The sequence below is a fragment of the Flavobacterium frigidum genome, assembly GCF_048286795.2.
The window spans coordinates 15,313-33,111 of record NZ_JBLVPT020000018.1 but is presented as its reverse complement, the minus strand read 5'-3'; the positions used below and the strand labels follow the sequence as shown (position 1 = coordinate 33,111).

General features: G+C 33.3%; 11 protein-coding genes. 7 read left to right on the top strand and 4 right to left on the bottom strand.

What is annotated here, in order from left to right:
* Positions 1-87: 87 nt before the first annotated feature.
* From ACNQGB_RS14235 to ACNQGB_RS14210, 6 genes are all read left to right on the top strand, one after another.
* Positions 88-1,416 (top strand): aldehyde dehydrogenase, encoded by a 1,329-nt coding sequence (locus ACNQGB_RS14235; protein ID WP_417946126.1) that lies wholly within the window; start codon positions 88-90, stop codon positions 1,414-1,416.
* A complete protein-coding gene (locus tag ACNQGB_RS14230; RefSeq protein WP_417946124.1) occupies positions 1,407-2,144 on the top strand; it encodes a nitroreductase family protein in 738 nt (245 codons plus the stop codon). The genes ACNQGB_RS14235 and ACNQGB_RS14230 overlap by 10 nt, the downstream gene beginning before the upstream one ends.
* 32 nt (positions 2,145-2,176) lie before the next feature.
* Positions 2,177-2,953, top strand: a complete 777-nt coding sequence (locus tag ACNQGB_RS14225) for a hypothetical protein (RefSeq protein ID WP_417946122.1) — start codon at positions 2,177-2,179, stop codon at positions 2,951-2,953.
* 795 nt (positions 2,954-3,748) lie between these two features.
* A complete protein-coding gene (locus ACNQGB_RS14220; RefSeq protein WP_472777127.1) occupies positions 3,749-7,099 on the top strand; it encodes a PAS domain S-box protein in 3,351 nt (1,116 codons plus the stop codon).
* A 202-nt stretch (positions 7,100-7,301) separates the two neighbouring features.
* Positions 7,302-8,162, top strand: a complete 861-nt coding sequence (ypfJ, locus tag ACNQGB_RS14215; protein ID WP_417946118.1) for a KPN_02809 family neutral zinc metallopeptidase — start codon at positions 7,302-7,304, stop codon at positions 8,160-8,162.
* A 167-nt stretch (positions 8,163-8,329) separates the two neighbouring features.
* On the top strand, positions 8,330-9,619 hold the full coding sequence (locus tag ACNQGB_RS14210; RefSeq protein WP_472777126.1) for a DEAD/DEAH box helicase: 1,290 nt from the start codon (positions 8,330-8,332) through the stop codon (positions 9,617-9,619).
* Between the two features lie 345 nt (positions 9,620-9,964).
* Here ACNQGB_RS14210 and ACNQGB_RS14205 read toward each other — a convergent pair whose 3' ends face one another.
* The 4 genes from ACNQGB_RS14205 to ACNQGB_RS14190 form a co-directional block, all read right to left on the bottom strand.
* Positions 9,965-10,603 (bottom strand): RloB family protein, encoded by a 639-nt coding sequence (locus ACNQGB_RS14205; protein ID WP_417946455.1) that lies wholly within the window; start codon positions 10,601-10,603, stop codon positions 9,965-9,967.
* A gap of 2 nt (positions 10,604-10,605) precedes the next feature.
* Positions 10,606-11,889, bottom strand: a complete 1,284-nt coding sequence (locus ACNQGB_RS14200) for an AAA family ATPase (protein ID WP_417946453.1) — start codon at positions 11,887-11,889, stop codon at positions 10,606-10,608.
* Between the two features lie 234 nt (positions 11,890-12,123).
* On the bottom strand, positions 12,124-12,822 hold the full coding sequence (locus tag ACNQGB_RS14195) for a pseudouridine synthase (RefSeq protein WP_417946451.1): 699 nt from the start codon (positions 12,820-12,822) through the stop codon (positions 12,124-12,126).
* A gap of 156 nt (positions 12,823-12,978) precedes the next feature.
* The gene (locus ACNQGB_RS14190; protein ID WP_417946449.1) at positions 12,979-14,514 is read right to left on the bottom strand and encodes a YifB family Mg chelatase-like AAA ATPase; all 1,536 of its coding nucleotides are present in this window, start codon (positions 14,512-14,514) and stop codon (positions 12,979-12,981) included.
* 232 nt (positions 14,515-14,746) lie between these two features.
* Here ACNQGB_RS14190 and ACNQGB_RS14185 point away from each other — a divergent pair, with 232 nt between their 5' ends.
* On the top strand, positions 14,747-17,743 hold the full coding sequence (locus ACNQGB_RS14185) for an amidohydrolase family protein (protein ID WP_417946448.1): 2,997 nt from the start codon (positions 14,747-14,749) through the stop codon (positions 17,741-17,743).
* Positions 17,744-17,799 lie beyond the last annotated feature (56 nt).

Below are 17,799 nucleotides of genomic sequence, written 5' to 3'. Positions count from 1 at the left end.
TAAAAAAAATCCAATTTTTTAAATTTTAGTTCCCAAAGAAAGTTGGTATCAGTTAATAATTATGTAATTTTAAATTAAAATCACCTTATGAATCTCAATACCGATATAAAATACCGCAAAGAATCGCTTAAAAAATTATTGCACGTCATTACAAAATATGAAGAGGAGATCATCAAAGCCTTGTATAATGATTTTAAAAAACCTGCTTTTGAAGCCGTTTTAACAGAGACTAATTATGTTATCTCTGATTTAAAGGAGACTATTAAGAATATTGATTCTTGGGCAAAGCCAAAAAAAGTTTCAGCTTCACTTCTAAATTTTCCTTCTTCGGATTACATCTATAGTGAACCTTACGGCCATGTTTTAATTATTGCTCCGTGGAATTATCCGTTTCAATTGGCTTTATGTCCGCTTGTTGCCGCTGTTGCTGCTGGAAACAAAGTAACCTTGAAACCATCCGAACTGACTCCAAATACCTCTTTAATCATATCGAAAATAGTAAGTGAAACCTTCTCAACTGATGACGTTACAGTCAAAACGGGTGATGCGACTGTCGCTGCAGCATTGTTAGAACAACGTTGGGATTATATCTTTTTTACAGGAAGTGTGGCAGTTGGTAAAATAGTGGCCAAAGCAGCAGCCGAATACCTAACACCCGTTACACTTGAATTAGGAGGAAAAAGTCCCTGTATTATTGATGAAACAGCAGATGTAGCATTAAGTGCACGGAGGATTGTTTGGGGGAAAATTATTAATGCGGGACAAACCTGTGTTGCTCCAGATTACATATTGGTTCACCATACCATAAAAGACAAATTCATAAAACATACAATTGAAGAAATTGAGAAAGCACTTGGTACAAATCCAGAGGAATCTGATGATTTTGCTAGAATTGTCAATTTAAAAAACTGGCAGCGTCAGATCAATTTATTGGAGAATCAAGAAATACTTTATGGTGGGAAATCCAATCAAGAAACTTTTTACATTGCCCCTACTTTACTGAATGAACCCAAAATGGATAGTTTGGTTATGAAAGAAGAAATTTTTGGACCAATTCTCCCTATTATTTCTTTTAAAACGAAAGTGGATATTGAAAAAATAGTTTCCAGTTTTGAGAAACCGCTATCATTGTATTTATTTTCCCAAAATAAATCTTTTGTTGATGAAGTCCTGCAAAAATATTCCTTTGGCGGCGGTTGTATAAATGATACGGTCATTCACTTAGTCAATAATCGACTTCCTTTTGGAGGCGTTGGCAATTCGGGTATGGGCGCTTATCATGGAAAATTGAGTTTTGATATTTTTTCACATAAAAAAGCAATTGTAAAAAGAGGAACTTGGCTGGATTTGCCGTTGCGTTATGCTCCATACAAAGATAAATTGACAACCATTCAAAAAGTACTAAAATGGATGTAACTAATGAAAAGTCAGTTAGCGAAGCTATTAAATACCGTCGGTCTATTCGCGTTTTTAAATCGGAACCAATAGATGAACAAAAAGTAAAAGAATGTATTGAACTTGCATCTCTTGCCCCAACGAGCAGCAACATGCAACTTTGGGAATTTTATCATATTGTTACACCAGCCCTAATTCAAGAAATAGCCACCGCTAGTTTTGATCAAAATGCTGCCAAAACTGCACAACAAATGGTTGTAGTTGTAGTGCGAAAAGATTTATGGCGACAAAGAGCTCAATCGAATATTGATTATTTAAAAACACTGTACGGCCACAAACCAACTGCTGACTATTCTAAAAGAGAAAAATTTGCCTTGAATTATTACCAAAAAATAATTCCTACACTATATTTCGATTTTTTGGGTATTGTCGGAATGATAAAATTTCTAGCATTTCAAATTATCGGCCTTGTAAAACCCATCTACAGACAGGCGAGACAAAGCGATATGCGCATAGTAGCGCATAAAAGCGCTGGATTGGCTGCGCAAAATTTTATGATTAGTATGGCTGCCATTAATTATGATACTTGCCCAATGGAAGGATTTGATTCACTTAGAATTAAAAAAATATTACATTTGCCTCCAAAGACAGAAATAAATATGATTTTGAGTTGCGGTATACGAGATGCACAAGGCATTTACGGAGAACGATTTAGAATTCCTTTTGACGAAGTCTATTTTAAGAGATAACTATTTATAAACCAATTAATAACAAAAACCAAATGAACAAAACTGCACAAAACCGAATTGAAGACATCAAAAAAAATGGGTACACCTTAGATTTTGGAAATGTTTTTAACCTTGCTTTCGAAAACTATAAAAAAATCGCACTCTATGGCGGCCTCGTATTTTTTGTTTTTGCAGTATTGTTTAGCCTAATAGGGATTGCTGTACTTTTTTCTATTTTTGATACTGAAACGATTTTAGAAAATTTAAAGCCAGATCGTTTTAAACCCGAAAATTTGAATGTAAATACTATGCTAATTTTTTCAGCGGTTTCACTTTTATTCACCTGCTTATTGAGTCCCTTATCTGGTGGATTAATCAAAATGGCCTATTGTGCCGAAAGAGATGAGGAATTTCATGTATCAACTATGTTTGAATATTACAAAGCCCCTTATTTCACAGAACTTTTTGTTGCAACATTTTTAGTTACTCTGACGAATACCGTAATAAGTGGCACACTTAATTACATCCAAATACCAATTCTGGATGTGGTCGTTTCAGTTACTATAGGATTATTTACCATTATGATGATTCCGCTTATCATTTTTGGAAATTTAAAAGCTCTTGAAGCCATTCAGGCGAGTATTTTAATTGTTTCTAAACAACCTTTAGTGTTACTAGGGCTACTTGTGGTAGGTTCAATAGCAACAATGGTTGGTTTTATAGGGTGCTGCATTGGATTCTTTTTTACATTGCCTTTTATCTATTCCCTATATTTTGCAATTTACAGCGAGATTATAGGATTTGATCCTGAGGATGAAGTTACCATCTAAATTTCATTGTAGACGAAAAAGCCAAAATTTATAAAAATTAAATTTTGGCTTTTTAATTAAAAATAAATGCTTATTTTGGTTAATACAAATAGAAACGTTCCAAATCTATTCATTCAACCTATTTAAAAAAAACCTATGGCTTTATGCTTTAGCTTATTTTCTCTATGCAACTCAAATTTAGTTTTATTTTGGGCGATTAATCTATTGGGAATTAATGTACTCTTTTACATTTTTATTCCTCTTTTAATTCTTTTTCTAATTTTTAAAATTAGTCAAATAAAAACGGGATTAAAGTCAAATATCTTGGAACAAACAGCCAAAGCGATAACCTTAAAAAAGGAATATCAACTTTACCTATTGTTCCTAGGTATAATATTGCCAATAATCGAAATAACCTTTGAATTTTTAAAAATAAAACCAAAAAGTTTATTAGTTTTAAACCTAAGCATTGGTTTTATATTGCTGTTATTGTACTTCTTAAGCACGAAGAGTAAATGGATTTTTACCCACATACAACAAGTTTTTACATCCTGTTTTTTCCTTTATTTTGCATCTATTTCAAGAAATGTTATTGTATCACCCACAGATCTTATTCCCATTGTAGCATTTGTTGTTGCATTATTATTTTCATATCGTGTCCTTAAGTCCAAAAAACTCTATTGGAGTTTTATCGCTCTACTGTTCTTGTATTTTGCAATTGTTACGATTTTTAAATTGGTACCTTTTAGAACAGTACTCGTATTGTTTACTAATTCTATAATAATTGTACTTATAAATTATATTCAAGACATACTTTTGCTTAGCACTAGTGATCAATTTAGATTCAACAATCAAATTATCAATAAAGGTAATTCACTTGTTTTGGCTACCAATCGAAAAGGGGAAGTTGTTTTTTGCAGTGAGAATGTAGAAACTATTTTAGGCTACACTGTTGACCAAGTTATGGGTTTGGGGTACTGGAAATTAACCGAAGATACCGAATTTTATGGAGAAGAATATCATACAAAGTTCCTAGCGGATAGAATGTTTATTAGAAAAATTAAATGTAAAAATGGCACCTATAAACTCATACAGTGGAACGATAAAAAATTTTCTGAAGACTTAATTATCGGAATTGGTCAGGATGTAACTCATGAAATTCACTTACAAAACCAATATAAAAATTTAATTCAAAATGCAATTGATATTATTTTTGAAGTAAATGAAATTGGTAATTTCAAATTTGTAAATGATTTTACATTAAAATCGTTAGGATTTAAGAAACGAGAATTAATAAACAAACATTATTTAGAATTCATACGCGAAGATTTCCGAGATAGCATCAAAGTTTTTTATCGAAACTTATCTGAACACGGACAAAATTTTCCAACAATTGAATTTCCCCTCCTCAGGAAAGACGGAAAAGAACTTTGGGTTTCACAAAAAGTAATTGTAAATCGAAATGAAAAAGGACAAATTATAGGATATTCAGGAATTGCCAGAGATATAACAAAAATTAAAGATGTTGAACTTGAAAATGAAATCCGACACAAAAAAATAGAGTTGTATAATCAAACCATCAAAAATTTAGCATCAACCAACTTTAGTGAGTATAATAATCTAGATTTTAGTATCAAACTAATAATTGAATCTGCTTCTAAAGCTACAAAATGCAATCGCGTAAGTTACTGGAGATACTCCCAAGACACTTTTACTTGTGAAAATTTATATATTTTAGAAACTAATAGCTTTACTAAAGGCAAAATTTTAGAAAAAAATAAATACCCTATTTATTTTGAAGCCATTAAAAATAACAAGTTAATTTGTGCTTCAAACGTTACTATTGCTCAGGAGCTTTCAGAGTTTAAAGACGACTATTTTGTAAAATATAATATTCAATCACTGCTTGATTTGCCAATTTCAGTAAATGGAAAGCTAACGGGACTAATTTGTTTTGAAACTACCACAAACAAAATAAATTGGGATAATGATGATATTAATTTTACCAGAACAATTTCTGATATAATCTCATTGACAATAATCTCACATAGTAGATATGAAACGGAGAAAAAGCTTGAATATAAGAGTGATCTTTTATCAGCGATGACCTTGTGCACAGAGAAATTTTTAAATAGTAATGACATCAACGCTATTTTCTCTGACGTACTTGTTATTATGGGAAAGGCGACTAATTCTCATAGAGCATATTACTATGAAAATGATAAAACAAATGGATTCATAAGTCAAAAATACCGGTGGATCATACATAATATAAAATTGACTGAAAACAATGTAAAACTTCAAAATCTGCCCCATGAATATTTCGAAGAGCTAATAACACCGCTTCTTGATAATAAAATATACAGAGCAATCATAACGAAGATTGAAAACGATTCTCTAAGAAAAAAATTAATAGATGTAGATGTCGTGTCTGTAATTCTCTTTCCAATTTTTGTCAGAAATAAATTTCATGGATTTTTAGGATTTGATGACACTCAAAACGAAAGAATATGGTCTGATGACGAAGTTAATATTTTGAAAACTTTGGCTAGAAATATTGCATCCTCAATTGAACGTATTGCAAACGAAACAGCGATTAACGAAAGTGAAGAAAAATTCCGCTTACTTGCCAACAATATTCCAGGTACAGTTTATTTGTCTCACTACGATGAATACAATACTAAGATTTATATTAATGATGAAATAGAAAAACTAACCGGATATCCTAAATCTAGTTTTCTGAATAATGAGTTATCATTCATTGACTTGATACATCCAAAAGATAAAATAAGTACTATTGCAGCACAAAAAAATGCGATTGAAAATAAAAAAGCAATTCACTTAACCTACAGAATTGTGCATAAAAAAAAGCATATTGTTTGGGTAGAGGAGTTTGGAGATGCAATTTATAAAGATGGAAAAATTGAGTTTATCGAAGGTATTTTCATAGATATTACGGAACGAAAAAAGAATGAAACAGTACTGCAACAAAAAGAATTAGCGGAGGCGGCCAATAAAGCAAAATCTGAATTTTTAGCAAATATGAGTCACGAAATTCGAACACCACTCAATGGAATTATCGGCTTTACGGATTTATTGATGAAAACGAATTTAGGGGCTACGCAAGAAAAATATATTACTACCGTTAATCAATCAGCCCTCTCCTTATTGGATATTATCAATGACATCTTGGATTTCTCCAAAATAGAATCAGGTAAATTAGATTTATTTATTGAGCAATATAATATTGGTGAAATGTTAAATCAAATTATTGATTTGATATTATATGAATCCAATCAAAAAAAATTGAAACTAAACCTCAATTTATCGCCTGATGTACCGGCATATTTTTGGGTAGATAGTATGCGCTTGAAACAAATATTGATCAACCTATTGGCAAATGCAGTAAAATTTACTGAAAAAGGATCTATACTTTTAAAAGTTACTGTTTTGAATAAAACAGACGATACCCAATCTAAAATTCGTTTTGCAGTTACAGATACTGGAATCGGAATTTTAGAAAAAAATAAAAAGAAAATATTTAAGGCTTTCACGCAAGAAGACAGTTCTACCACCAGAAAATTTGGTGGTACGGGCTTAGGTTTAACCATTTCTAATCAATTATTAGGGTTAATGAATAGTCGCTTACAACTCGAAAGCCAAATTGATGTGGGTAGTACATTCTATTTTGATCTGGAGGTACAAACAAGCAATGAGCCTACAAAAAAAGATAGCTTATTTGAAACCGATTTTGATGCCAGCAAAAACAAGGTTGTTGAAAAAAGCCTGAACAATAAAAAATTAAAAATTATGATTGTTGAGGATAACAAAGTGAATATGTTATTGCTAAAAACGATCCTAAAAAATTTAGAAATTCATCCTACAATTTTTGAGGTTTCTAATGGAAAAGACGCTGTAGATCAATTCGATACTATTCAACCAGATTTAATTTTCATGGACATACAAATGCCCATCATGAACGGTTACGAAGCTACTCAAATTATTAGAACATTACCATCTGGTCAAAATGTGCCCATCATAGCGATAACGGCTGGTACAGAAAAAGAAGAAAAAGCAAAATGCATTGCGGCCGGAATGAATGATTACATACCGAAGCCCATAATTAAAGGAATTATTGAAGAAATTATTACAAAGTGGACACATTAATATTGCATAAAAAATAGAAAGTAGTTTATTAAACCTATTTTACCTTAGTGTTACTATTTAGATCAAGAATAATTATTTTGACCTATTATAAAACATAAACTGTAAATTATATAAATACTAATAATCAATACAAAACTTCATACTATTAAAATTTTATACCTTTCGGTCAAATAGCTAATCATTAATCTTAAATTTATTAAACATGAAATGGAGTGGCAGGCGTTCAAGTGAAAATTTTGAAGACCGAAGAGGAATGTCCTCTGGAGGAAAAACAATTGTTGGAGGTGGAATTATTGGGATAATTATCTTGTTACTAAATACTTTTGGTGGAGAAAATGTCCAAATGCTTACCCCTATTTTGGAACAAATGAATCAAGGAAGTGGCGCTCAAACGGAAGAAAGAGCCTTAACTGCTGCTGAAAAAGAAGAAGGTAAAATCATAAATGCCATAGTAGTAGATACCGAAGATGTGTGGGGAAAAATATTTCAGGAAAACAACATGCAGTATGAAAGACCAAAATTAATATTGTTTTCCCAGTCTGTAGAAACAGAGTGCGGCAGTGCTACGGCTGCTTCAGGACCTTTTTATTGTCCTGCTGATCAAAAAGTCTATATGGATTTAACTTTTTTTAATGAGCTAAAAACAAGATTCGGAGCTCAAGGAGGCGATTTTGCAACAGCGTATGTAATTGCACATGAGATAGGACACCATGTACAAACGCTGCTTGGGACTTCCGCTAAAATGAGACAAATGCAAGACGGAAAAAGCCAGGCTGAAGCCAATAAATTATCAGTGGCTTTAGAACTGCAAGCTGATTTTTATGCTGGAGTTTGGACGCATTACAACCAAAAAATGAACAATTTCTTGGAGGAAGGCGATATTGATGAAGCCTTAAGTGCGGCACATGCAGTTGGTGATGATGCAATTCAATCTAAAATTCAAGGACATATTGTTCCAGAATCCTTTACACACGGAACTTCGGCGCAACGTAAAGCGTGGTTTATGAAAGGCTATAAATCCGGAGACATCAATCAAGGCGATACTTTTGCAGAAATAAGATAAATTACAAGTCAATAAGAATTTTAAAATAGGGATAGTCTCCCGATTTTTTTTTTGCCTAATTTTAAACAATTCGAAGCAATTAAAAGCACATAGGAAAATTAACAGTACCTTTGCCCCCACTTAAAGAAGTAAACTAAATAATTGTGTTTGCTTCATAAACACCATTTATGTCATTTAATTCATTAGGCTTATCTGATGCTTTACTCAAAGCCATCAGCAAAAAAGGGTATACAACCCCATCTCCAATACAACAAAAAGCAATTCCCCCAATTTTAGAAGGTAAAGATGTTTTAGCATCTGCACAAACAGGAACAGGAAAAACTGCCGGTTTTACATTACCTATTCTGCAAATATTATCACAAGGTCAACAATTGCGACAAAGACCTATTCGTGCCTTAATATTGACTCCAACAAGAGAATTAGCCGCACAAATATTGGCCAATATCAAAGAATACAGTGAATTTTTAGACTTAAAAAGTACCGTAATTTTTGGTGGCGTAAACCAAAATCCACAAGTAACACAACTGCGTCAGGGAATCGATATTTTAGTGGCTACTCCAGGTCGATTAATTGATTTGCAAAACCAAGGTTTAATATCACTTGCTAAAGTAGAAATCCTAGTTTTAGATGAAGCAGACCGCATGCTGGACATGGGTTTTCTACGAGACATCGAACGAATCTTGAAAGTATTGCCTACTAAAAGACAAAACTTACTGTTTTCGGCAACCTTTTCAAAAGACATCAAGAAATTGGCCATGGGCATTTTGCACCAACCCGTTCATGTGGAAGCAACCCCGGAAAACACGACCGTAGATGCTATCATCCAAAAAGTATATCCTGTCGCCAAAGAGAAAAAAACAGAACTAATCATTAAATTGATTACTGAGGGAAACTGGAAGCAAATTTTGGTTTTCACCCGAACCAAACAAGGCGCAAATAAATTGACGGAAAGCATGATTAGTGCCGGAATCAAAGCAGCTGCGATTCATGGAAATAAAGGACAAGGCGCACGTACCAAAGCCTTAGCGGGCTTCAAAGACGGAACCCTAACCGCTTTAGTCGCAACTGATATTGCCGCGCGAGGTCTGGACATCCCGTTATTACCGCATGTTGTCAATTTTGAATTGCCTAATATTCCCGAAGATTACGTTCACCGCATTGGTAGAACTGGAAGAGCCGGAGCAAGCGGAGAAGCTATTTCGTTATTCAGTCCGGATGAAACGGTTTTTTTACGTGATATCGAAAAATTAGTAGGTTTGAATTTGCCTAAAGAAAACATCAGAGGTTTCGAGCCAGATCCTAATGCTTCCAAAGAACCAATCAAACAAGGACAAGGAAGACAACAACGCGATTCAACTCCGCGAAAACCAAAAACTGACACTACAAACCGCAGCAGCAATAACAGTTTTGGTCCAAGACGCCCGAGTCAAAATAATGACCGACGTACTAATAGATAATTAATTTTTATTCTTTTTTAGGAGCAGAACGAGTTCGTTTTTAAGAACGCATGTCCCGCTATACATTACAAACCTTCTTAGAGCTGAACACCAGCTCTAAGAAGGTTTTTCATTGCTATCGGGGCTATTTAGAGCGTTTTTACTTTCATAATAACTTTTTGCAAATTGATTTTATAAATTTAAAATTGCAAAATTATTTGAAAGAAAAAATGGATTTATTTAGAATAAATAGTATGATCATTGTGGTACATATCTTCCTTGAATTGGTTGGCTTTGTATGGTTTTGTCAGACCTATTAATTAATTAGCAGTAGTTTTATAAAAACGTGAAATAATGACGCCCAAATTAAATTAGACTATACAAGTAGTAGATTAATTCATGAATATTACTGTAGACCGAAAGATTGTATATTTTTTCTCCTGCTTCAATTTCATCTTTAAATTTATCACCTATCCATTTACTGTTTTCAAGACCTTGTTCCATATTGGGTAATAATAATTCAAAAATATTACAAGCCTTTTCGTAATCAGCGATATAATTCTCTTTTTTAATCCTAGAAATAATTTCATCGCATTTAGTATATGATTTAGATTTTTTCTCAAAATGCAATAAAACAAAAAACTCAAAACAAGGAATAGTAAACGCTATTTTAATTTCAGGATTTGAATTTCTTGCGATTTCAAAGGCATCAGCCATATTAGCATGTCCATCCTTATCAAACACAACCCAAACAAAATCATATTTATTTTTATCTCTTTTGGCAATTTTTATCAAATCTTTAGCTTTATTAACTAAACCTAAAGGTGAATGATTTTTTGGTTTATAAATATCTACATCAATTGAAGCAAACTTTCTTCTGTATTTATCTTGAGTTATTAATCCTGTAAAATAGTTTTCTTCTGTCTCACCTTCACAAAGAATAAGACCTCTCTTATTAATCGTAACTACTTTTTTTGATTTACGAAAACGACCAATATCTCTCATAATTAGAATTGAAAATTTAATTCATTTTGATTAATAACTGGTGACGCTCCAAATCTTCCACTCATGTAATATTTTTCATATGGGGAATTAGCTCGAATACCAGGAATATCTGCTACTGAATAATAATGGCTACATCCTTCATATTCCTTTTCTGCAAACCAAATTTGATCTCTTCTAAACAATTCATTATCTAATAATGATACATCATGTGTTGCGAAAATTAATTGGGCATTGTTAGGATTATTCTTTTTTGAATTAAAAATATTAATTAATGCTCTTGTTAATTTCGGATGAAGACTTTTATCTAACTCATCAATAATTAAAACTTGCCCATCAGCTAGAGCTTCTAAAATAAGTCCACCAACTGCTAATAGTTTAATTGTTCCTGTTGACTCATCTGATAATTTAAATTCAACTTTTCCAATCTCTTTATCTCCATCAAATTGTTTATGGATTGTTCTTATTTTATATTTATACTTTTCAATTAAATCATCTTTATCTTTTTCATTCATATCATTTGGCAAAAGTGACCTATCAATATCCTCCGCCTTAATAGTAATTTCCTCAATACTAGTATCTGCAACTCTCATCAATCGATTCAAATTTTCTTTGAAAAATGGTATTGCATCTTTACTCATTTTATTAGTAAAAATTCTAATCAATGCGTCGTCATATTCGGTATCATGAATTGTCGATACAAATAAATGAGTTATGAAAAATCTATAAGGCGCCTTTAATTGCTCATTTTTTTCAGTTCCAACTTTTGATAAAAAAAGTTGATTTGGATATAGTAAATCTTCAATTTCCTTTTTTCTTCCTGTCAAATATTCTCCATATTTAATTTTTTTACCAATCTTTCTATCAAAAAGAATTGCAGATTGACCTTTTGGATAAAACTTCAAATTTTCATAAACTATTTCGTATTTTAAAAACCCGATTGAATATGTATATTTGAAACCATCTTTTGCCAAAAAATCTATTGAAAACTCAACTGGCTCTGAACTATTTGTCAAGTTTAACAAATATGGCTCATAAGCTTCTATTTCTTCTTCAACTTTGAAGTCAGCTGATTGAAAAACTAGGTATTGAAGTGCTTTAAATGCTTGTAATAGATTGCTTTTACCTGAGGCATTTCTTCCATAAATAATTGAAGTCCTTAAAACACTTACTTCAGACACATCTATAACTGATTCACTTATCTCTTTAACCTTATTTTCTGCCAACATAGAAAAGCTCTGCCAATCTCTTATTGACATGAAATTCCTAACTCTTAACTCTAATAACATTTTTCTAAATTTAGAGGTTATTTGTGATTTTTACGCAAATATAAGATAAATTCAGAAATATAGAGTTATAATTTTCTTAAAAAAACTACTGCACCGCTAGCGCGATCGTCCTACTCGTGAACACTAACAAAAGTAAATCACTATAAATTTAAAATAGGCACGAGCGGGACGCTCGCAATCGCAAACGCATAAATTAAATATCTGAAATCAAAAATTGTTAATCAGAATCTTTTCCTACTTATACTGATTCAAATCTAACTTAAGAATAGTACCTACTCTGCTAAACTCTTCATTAATCTTTGCATTCAAGATAAGTGGTACATTTGTTATGGGATGATTAAAAATTAACTGATGCGCATGAAGCATCATTCCTTTCAGTTCAAAATGCTCCAACCATAATTTATTTTGTTTGTTGCAACCATGTGGACGACTTCCTAAGATGGGATTAAAAATATGTTTGAAATGTTTTCGTAATTGATGCATCCGTCCGGTTTCAGGAATTGCTTCTACTAAACAATATCGTGAGGTTGGTTTATTGTTAAATTCTAACTCAATTTCGGTAGTTTGTAACCGATGAAAGTAGGTTATTGCATTTTGTATAATGCCATCATCATTGGTTAAATCATAATCAATCGTTAGCTCTTCGGGTGACCAACCCCGCAAAATTGCTAAGTATTTTTTTTCGACTTCGCGTGTGGCAAAACGATCATTCATAATTTTTAAAACTTCCTTGTCCAACGCAAATAACAAGACACCAGATGTTTTGCGATCTAACCGATGAATAGGATAAACGTGTTGCCCTCCTATTTGATTTCTCAATTCTTGAATCGCATAAACTTTTGCATCGCGTGCGTAAAATGATTTGTGGACCAACAATCCACTTGGTTTATTAATTGCAATAATATATTCGTCTTGGTACAGAATTTCTAACATTTGGCAAAAATAAAAGAGATTTCTCTCGAAATCTCTTTTTTGACGTATTTATTTCTATACTTTTCTTTTTCTACAATAGCGCGAGCGAATCCTAAATTTTTCTAGCCGTGAAACATCTAAAATCAAAAATCGTTAATCAAAAATCTGGAATCAATTTTAACCCAACCAACCATCACGATCCAAACTTCTATATTGAATCGCTTCTGCAATATGACTCGAAACCACTACTGGAGCAGCATCAAGATCAGCGATAGTTCTGGCCACTTTCAAAATACGATCGTAGGCCCGCGCCGATAGATTTAATCGTTCCATTGCGGTTTTCAATAATTGCTTGGAAACATCATCCAAAGCGCAATATTCCCGAATGTGTTTGGTGTTCATTTGGGCATTGTAATGAATGTGATCCATTTGCTCAAAGCGCACCGTTTGAATTTCTCGTGCTGCAGTCACTCTTTTCCGAATATCAACACTGCTTTCTGCTTTTTGATCTTCGGATAATTTTTCAAAAGGAACGGGCGTCACTTCTATATGAATATCAATTCGATCTAATAAAGGTCCAGAAATTTTACTCAAATACCGTTGCATTTCGTGTGGCGAAGACGTTTGTGGCGAATCTGGATCGTTAAAAAAACCACTCGGACTAGGGTTCATACTTGCCACCAGCATAAACGAAGACGGATAAGTAACCGTAAACTTAGCTCTCGAAATAGTCACTTCCCTATCTTCCAGTGGTTGACGCATCACTTCTAAAACGTCTCTCTTAAATTCTGGCAATTCATCCAGAAATAAAACACCATTATGCGCCATAGAAATTTCACCCGGTTGCGGATAACTTCCTCCTCCAACTAATGCGACATTTGAAATCGTATGGTGCGGACTTCGAAATGGACGTTGATTCATCAAACCAACTTCCTTTAATTTTCCGGCAACACTGTGGATTTTAGTAGTTTCTAGCGCTTCTCGCAACGTCATCGGCGGCAAAATACTAGGTAATCGCTTGGCAAGCATTGTTTTTCCTGCGCCTGGCGGACCAATCAAGATGATATTATGTCCTCCGGCAGCTGCAATTTCCATGCAACGCTTGATACTTTCTTGTCCTTTGACATCACTAAAATCAAATTCAGGAAAATCTAAGGTTTTATAAAATTCGGCTCTCGTGTCAATTGTTGTTGGTTCCAGCGTTCCTTTTCCTTCGAGAAAATCAATAACTTCCTGAACATTTTCTACTCCATACACATCTAATCCGGCAACAATTGCGGCTTCTTTTACATTTTGCTTTGGAAGAAAAAAACCTTTAAAACCTTCTTCTTTGGCTTTGATAGCGATTGGTAAAGCACCACGTATTGGTTGAAGACTGCCATCAAGGGAAAGTTCCCCCATAATAATATATTTGTCAACATCCTCTGCTTTGATTTGGCCCGAAGCCACCAAAATCCCTATGGTTAAAGTCAAATCATACGCAGAACCTTCTTTGCGTAAATCGGCGGGAGCCATATTGATTGTTATTTTTTTTCCAGGCATGGCGTAGCCGTTGTTTTTAAGTGCTGCCGCTATTCGATAGCTACTCTCTTTGATGGCATTATCCGGCAGGCCAACTAAATGGTATCCAATCCCTTTATCCATATTGACTTCTACAGTAATTGTTGTGGCTTCAACACCAAAAACAGCACTCCCAAAAACTTTGACTAACATATTTTACTATTTGTTTCTAAAATTATAAAAACATTTTCAATTAATATATTTATTCTTACAAAATTTGGGAATGAATTAAAATATATAGCTATCAATCAAAATAAATAGGAATACTTCAGAAAAATAGGCCGCTATCTAACAATTATCTTAAGTAACAAATGTTAAAATCATAAAAAAAGACGGCTTAAACTATTCCTTTTTTTACTTTTAGAAAATAATTAGAAACTAAACTATGAAAAAAATCTTACTTTTACTGCTATTCAGTATTTTATTACCAAAAACTTATGCCCAAGAATACTTTCCTAACAATGAAAGTATCCCTAACAAAAACACAAATTTTACCGCATTTACTAACGCTAAAATTTATGTTACTCCAAAACAAGTCATTGAAAAAGGAACTTTACTCATTCAAAACGGAAAAGTTATTGCCGCTGGAGCTACTGTTGTTATTCCTAAAAATTGCACAACCATAAATTTAGACGGAAAATCAATTTATCCCTCTTTTATCGATATGTATACCAGCTTTGGAATCGAAAAACCAAAAGGGATGGGAAGCAACGAAAGAAATCCTTTATACGATACCAAAAAATCTGGACACTACTGGAACGAAAACATAAAATCAGAAGTCAACGGATATGAAAGTTTTAAATACGACCAACCCAAAGCAGAAGAGTTATTGAAAGCGGGATTTGGTGTTGTAGGTACGCACGTACAAGACGGAATTGCCAGAGGATCAGGAACTTTAATTGCTTTAAATAATTTTGATAAAAGCAGCCAATTAATTACTGATCGAGTAACCAATCATTATGCTTTTACCAGAAGTGTTACCACAAATCAAGCCTATCCAAGTTCATTAATGGGAATGATGGCTCTATTACGCCAAATGTATCTTGACTTAGACTGGTACAAAAAAGGGAATGCAATAAATAAAGATATAACTTTAGAGGCTGTAGCCAACAATGAGAAATTAGTACAAATATTCGCTTCTGAAGATAAATTAAACAGTTTGAGAGCTGCCAAAATTGGAAAAGAATTTGGACTAAATTACATCTTGAAAGGCAACGGAAATGAATTTGAGCGCATTGAGGAAATCAAAAAGACAAATTCAAAATTTATCATTCCTATTAACTTCCCTGAAGCGTATGATGTGTCTGACCCAAACCAAGCCAATCAGATGGAATTGAAAGATTTGCGCTTTTGGAATCAAGCACCAACCAATCTTAAAGTGTTAGCGGATAATGGCGTTGTATTTGCCCTGACCACTGACAAATTAAAAAAACTGGAAGACTTTAGACCTAACCTACTTAAAGCCATTAAATACGGATTTGACAAAACAAAAGCACTGGAATCGTTGACAACTATTCCTGCAGCAATTTTAGGAAAAAGCAATGAAATAGGAAGTTTGAAAACGGGTAGTTTAGCTAATTTTATTATCGCATCTGGTGAGATTTTTAATGATAAAACCATACTTTACGAAAACTGGGTTCAAGGCAACAAGTTTGTGATAAACGATATTGCAATAAGAGATATTCGTGGTGATTATGATTTAACTATCAACACTGAAAAATACAAGTGGAAAATTGATGGCGATGTTGCTGCACCAAAATCAGAGGTAACAACTACAGACAATAAAAAAATAAAATCCAAGCTTACTTTTACTAATAACTGGATTTCTACTGTAATCAAACCAATAGATTCAACTAAAACTAGTTTTACTAGACTTATAGGATACGTTGAAGAAAATCAGAATCTATCAGGAAAAGCGGTTCTTTTCAACGGAAATGAAGTGAAATGGACTGCGGTAAAAACAGCACCATTTGTAAAAGTGATTGATTCATCAAAAATTGAAAAGAATAATGCCATTATGCCGATTACATTCCCGAATGTGGCGTATGGTAATTTAAAAAAACCAACTGCGGAAACTATTTTATTTAAAAATGCTACAGTTTGGACCAATGAGAAAGATGGTATTTTAGTAAAGTCTGATGTATTGGTAAAAAATGGAAAAATAGCTGCTATTGGTAAAAATATTACTGACGGCTCTGCGATCATTGTCGATGCAAAAGGAAAGCATTTAACGAGCGGAATTATTGATGAGCATTCGCACATTGCAATTTCTAATGGAGTGAATGAAGGTGGTCACAACTCTAGCGCCGAAGTTACCATTCAAGACGTAGTTAATTCAGAAGACATAAACATCTATAGAGATTTAGCAGGTGGAGTTACTGTTTCACAATTATTACACGGATCAGCCAACCCAATCGGGGGACGTTCCGCAATTGTAAAATGGAAATGGGGTGCACCAGCAGAGGAAATGTTGTATAAAAATCAACCTGGTTTTATCAAATTTGCTTTAGGTGAAAATGTTAAACAAGCCAATTGGGGAATCACAAATCCAACTCGTTTTCCTCAAACAAGAATGGGTGTAGAACAAGTATTCACAGACTATTTTCAGCGTGCTAAAGACTATGATATGGCGTGGAAAAATTACAACGCCAATGGTAAAAAAGGAAACTTAAAAGCACCGAGAGTAGACTTAGAGCTTCAAACATTAGCCGAAATTTTAAATAAAGAGCGTTTTATTTCTTGTCACTCGTACGTACAATCAGAGATTTTGATGTTGATGAATGTAGCCGAGAAATTCAATTTCAAAGTAAGCATATTTACTCACATCCTGGAAGGGTATAAAGTAGCCGATAAAATGAAAGAACACGGCGTTGGTGCTTCTACATTCTCTGATTGGTGGGCCTATAAATTTGAAGTAAATGATGCTATTCCCTTTAATGGACCAATTATGCATAATGCAGGAGTGGTTGTTGCTTACAATTCTGATGATGCAGAAATGTCAAGAAGATTGAATCAAGAAGCTGCAAAAGCTGTAAAGTATGGTAATGTTTCTGAAGAAGAAGCTTGGAAATTTGTAACACTAAATCCAGCTAAACTATTGCATATTGATGATAAAGTAGGGAGTATAAAAGTGGGTAAAGATGCCGATATGGTATTGTGGAACGCTAATCCATTGTCGATATATGCAAAAGCAGAGAAAACAATGATTGAAGGTGTTGTATATTATGATATTGAAAACGATTTGCAACATAGAGCTTCTATCGCCAAAGAACGAAATGAGTTAATTGGTCAACTTTTGCAAGAAAAAAATAAAGGAATGATCACTCAAGAACCAAAAAAAGCGGAGAAAAAAGAATACCACTGTGATACAATGGAGCAATAAATACGGACCATTACAGCAAATGCTTTTTCGAAAAAGTTTAGGAATTCTAAATAAAA

What these genes read in the sequence shown, in the direction of transcription:
- ACNQGB_RS14235 (WP_417946126.1), top strand. Translation starts at nt 88, where the DNA reads ATGAATCTCAATACCGATATAAAATACCGCAAAGAATCGCTTAAAAAA.
- ACNQGB_RS14230 (WP_417946124.1), top strand. Translation starts at nt 1,407, where the DNA reads ATGGATGTAACTAATGAAAAGTCAGTTAGCGAAGCTATTAAATACCGT.
- ACNQGB_RS14225 (WP_417946122.1), top strand. Translation starts at nt 2,177, where the DNA reads ATGAACAAAACTGCACAAAACCGAATTGAAGACATCAAAAAAAATGGG.
- ypfJ (WP_417946118.1), top strand. Translation starts at nt 7,302, where the DNA reads ATGAAATGGAGTGGCAGGCGTTCAAGTGAAAATTTTGAAGACCGAAGA.
- ACNQGB_RS14210 (WP_472777126.1), top strand. Translation starts at nt 8,330, where the DNA reads ATGTCATTTAATTCATTAGGCTTATCTGATGCTTTACTCAAAGCCATC.
- ACNQGB_RS14205 (WP_417946455.1), bottom strand. Translation starts at nt 10,603, where the DNA reads ATGAGAGATATTGGTCGTTTTCGTAAATCAAAAAAAGTAGTTACGATT.
- ACNQGB_RS14200 (WP_417946453.1), bottom strand. Translation starts at nt 11,889, where the DNA reads ATGTTATTAGAGTTAAGAGTTAGGAATTTCATGTCAATAAGAGATTGG.
- ACNQGB_RS14195 (WP_417946451.1), bottom strand. Translation starts at nt 12,822, where the DNA reads ATGTTAGAAATTCTGTACCAAGACGAATATATTATTGCAATTAATAAA.
- ACNQGB_RS14190 (WP_417946449.1), bottom strand. Translation starts at nt 14,514, where the DNA reads ATGTTAGTCAAAGTTTTTGGGAGTGCTGTTTTTGGTGTTGAAGCCACA.
- ACNQGB_RS14185 (WP_417946448.1), top strand. Translation starts at nt 14,747, where the DNA reads ATGAAAAAAATCTTACTTTTACTGCTATTCAGTATTTTATTACCAAAA.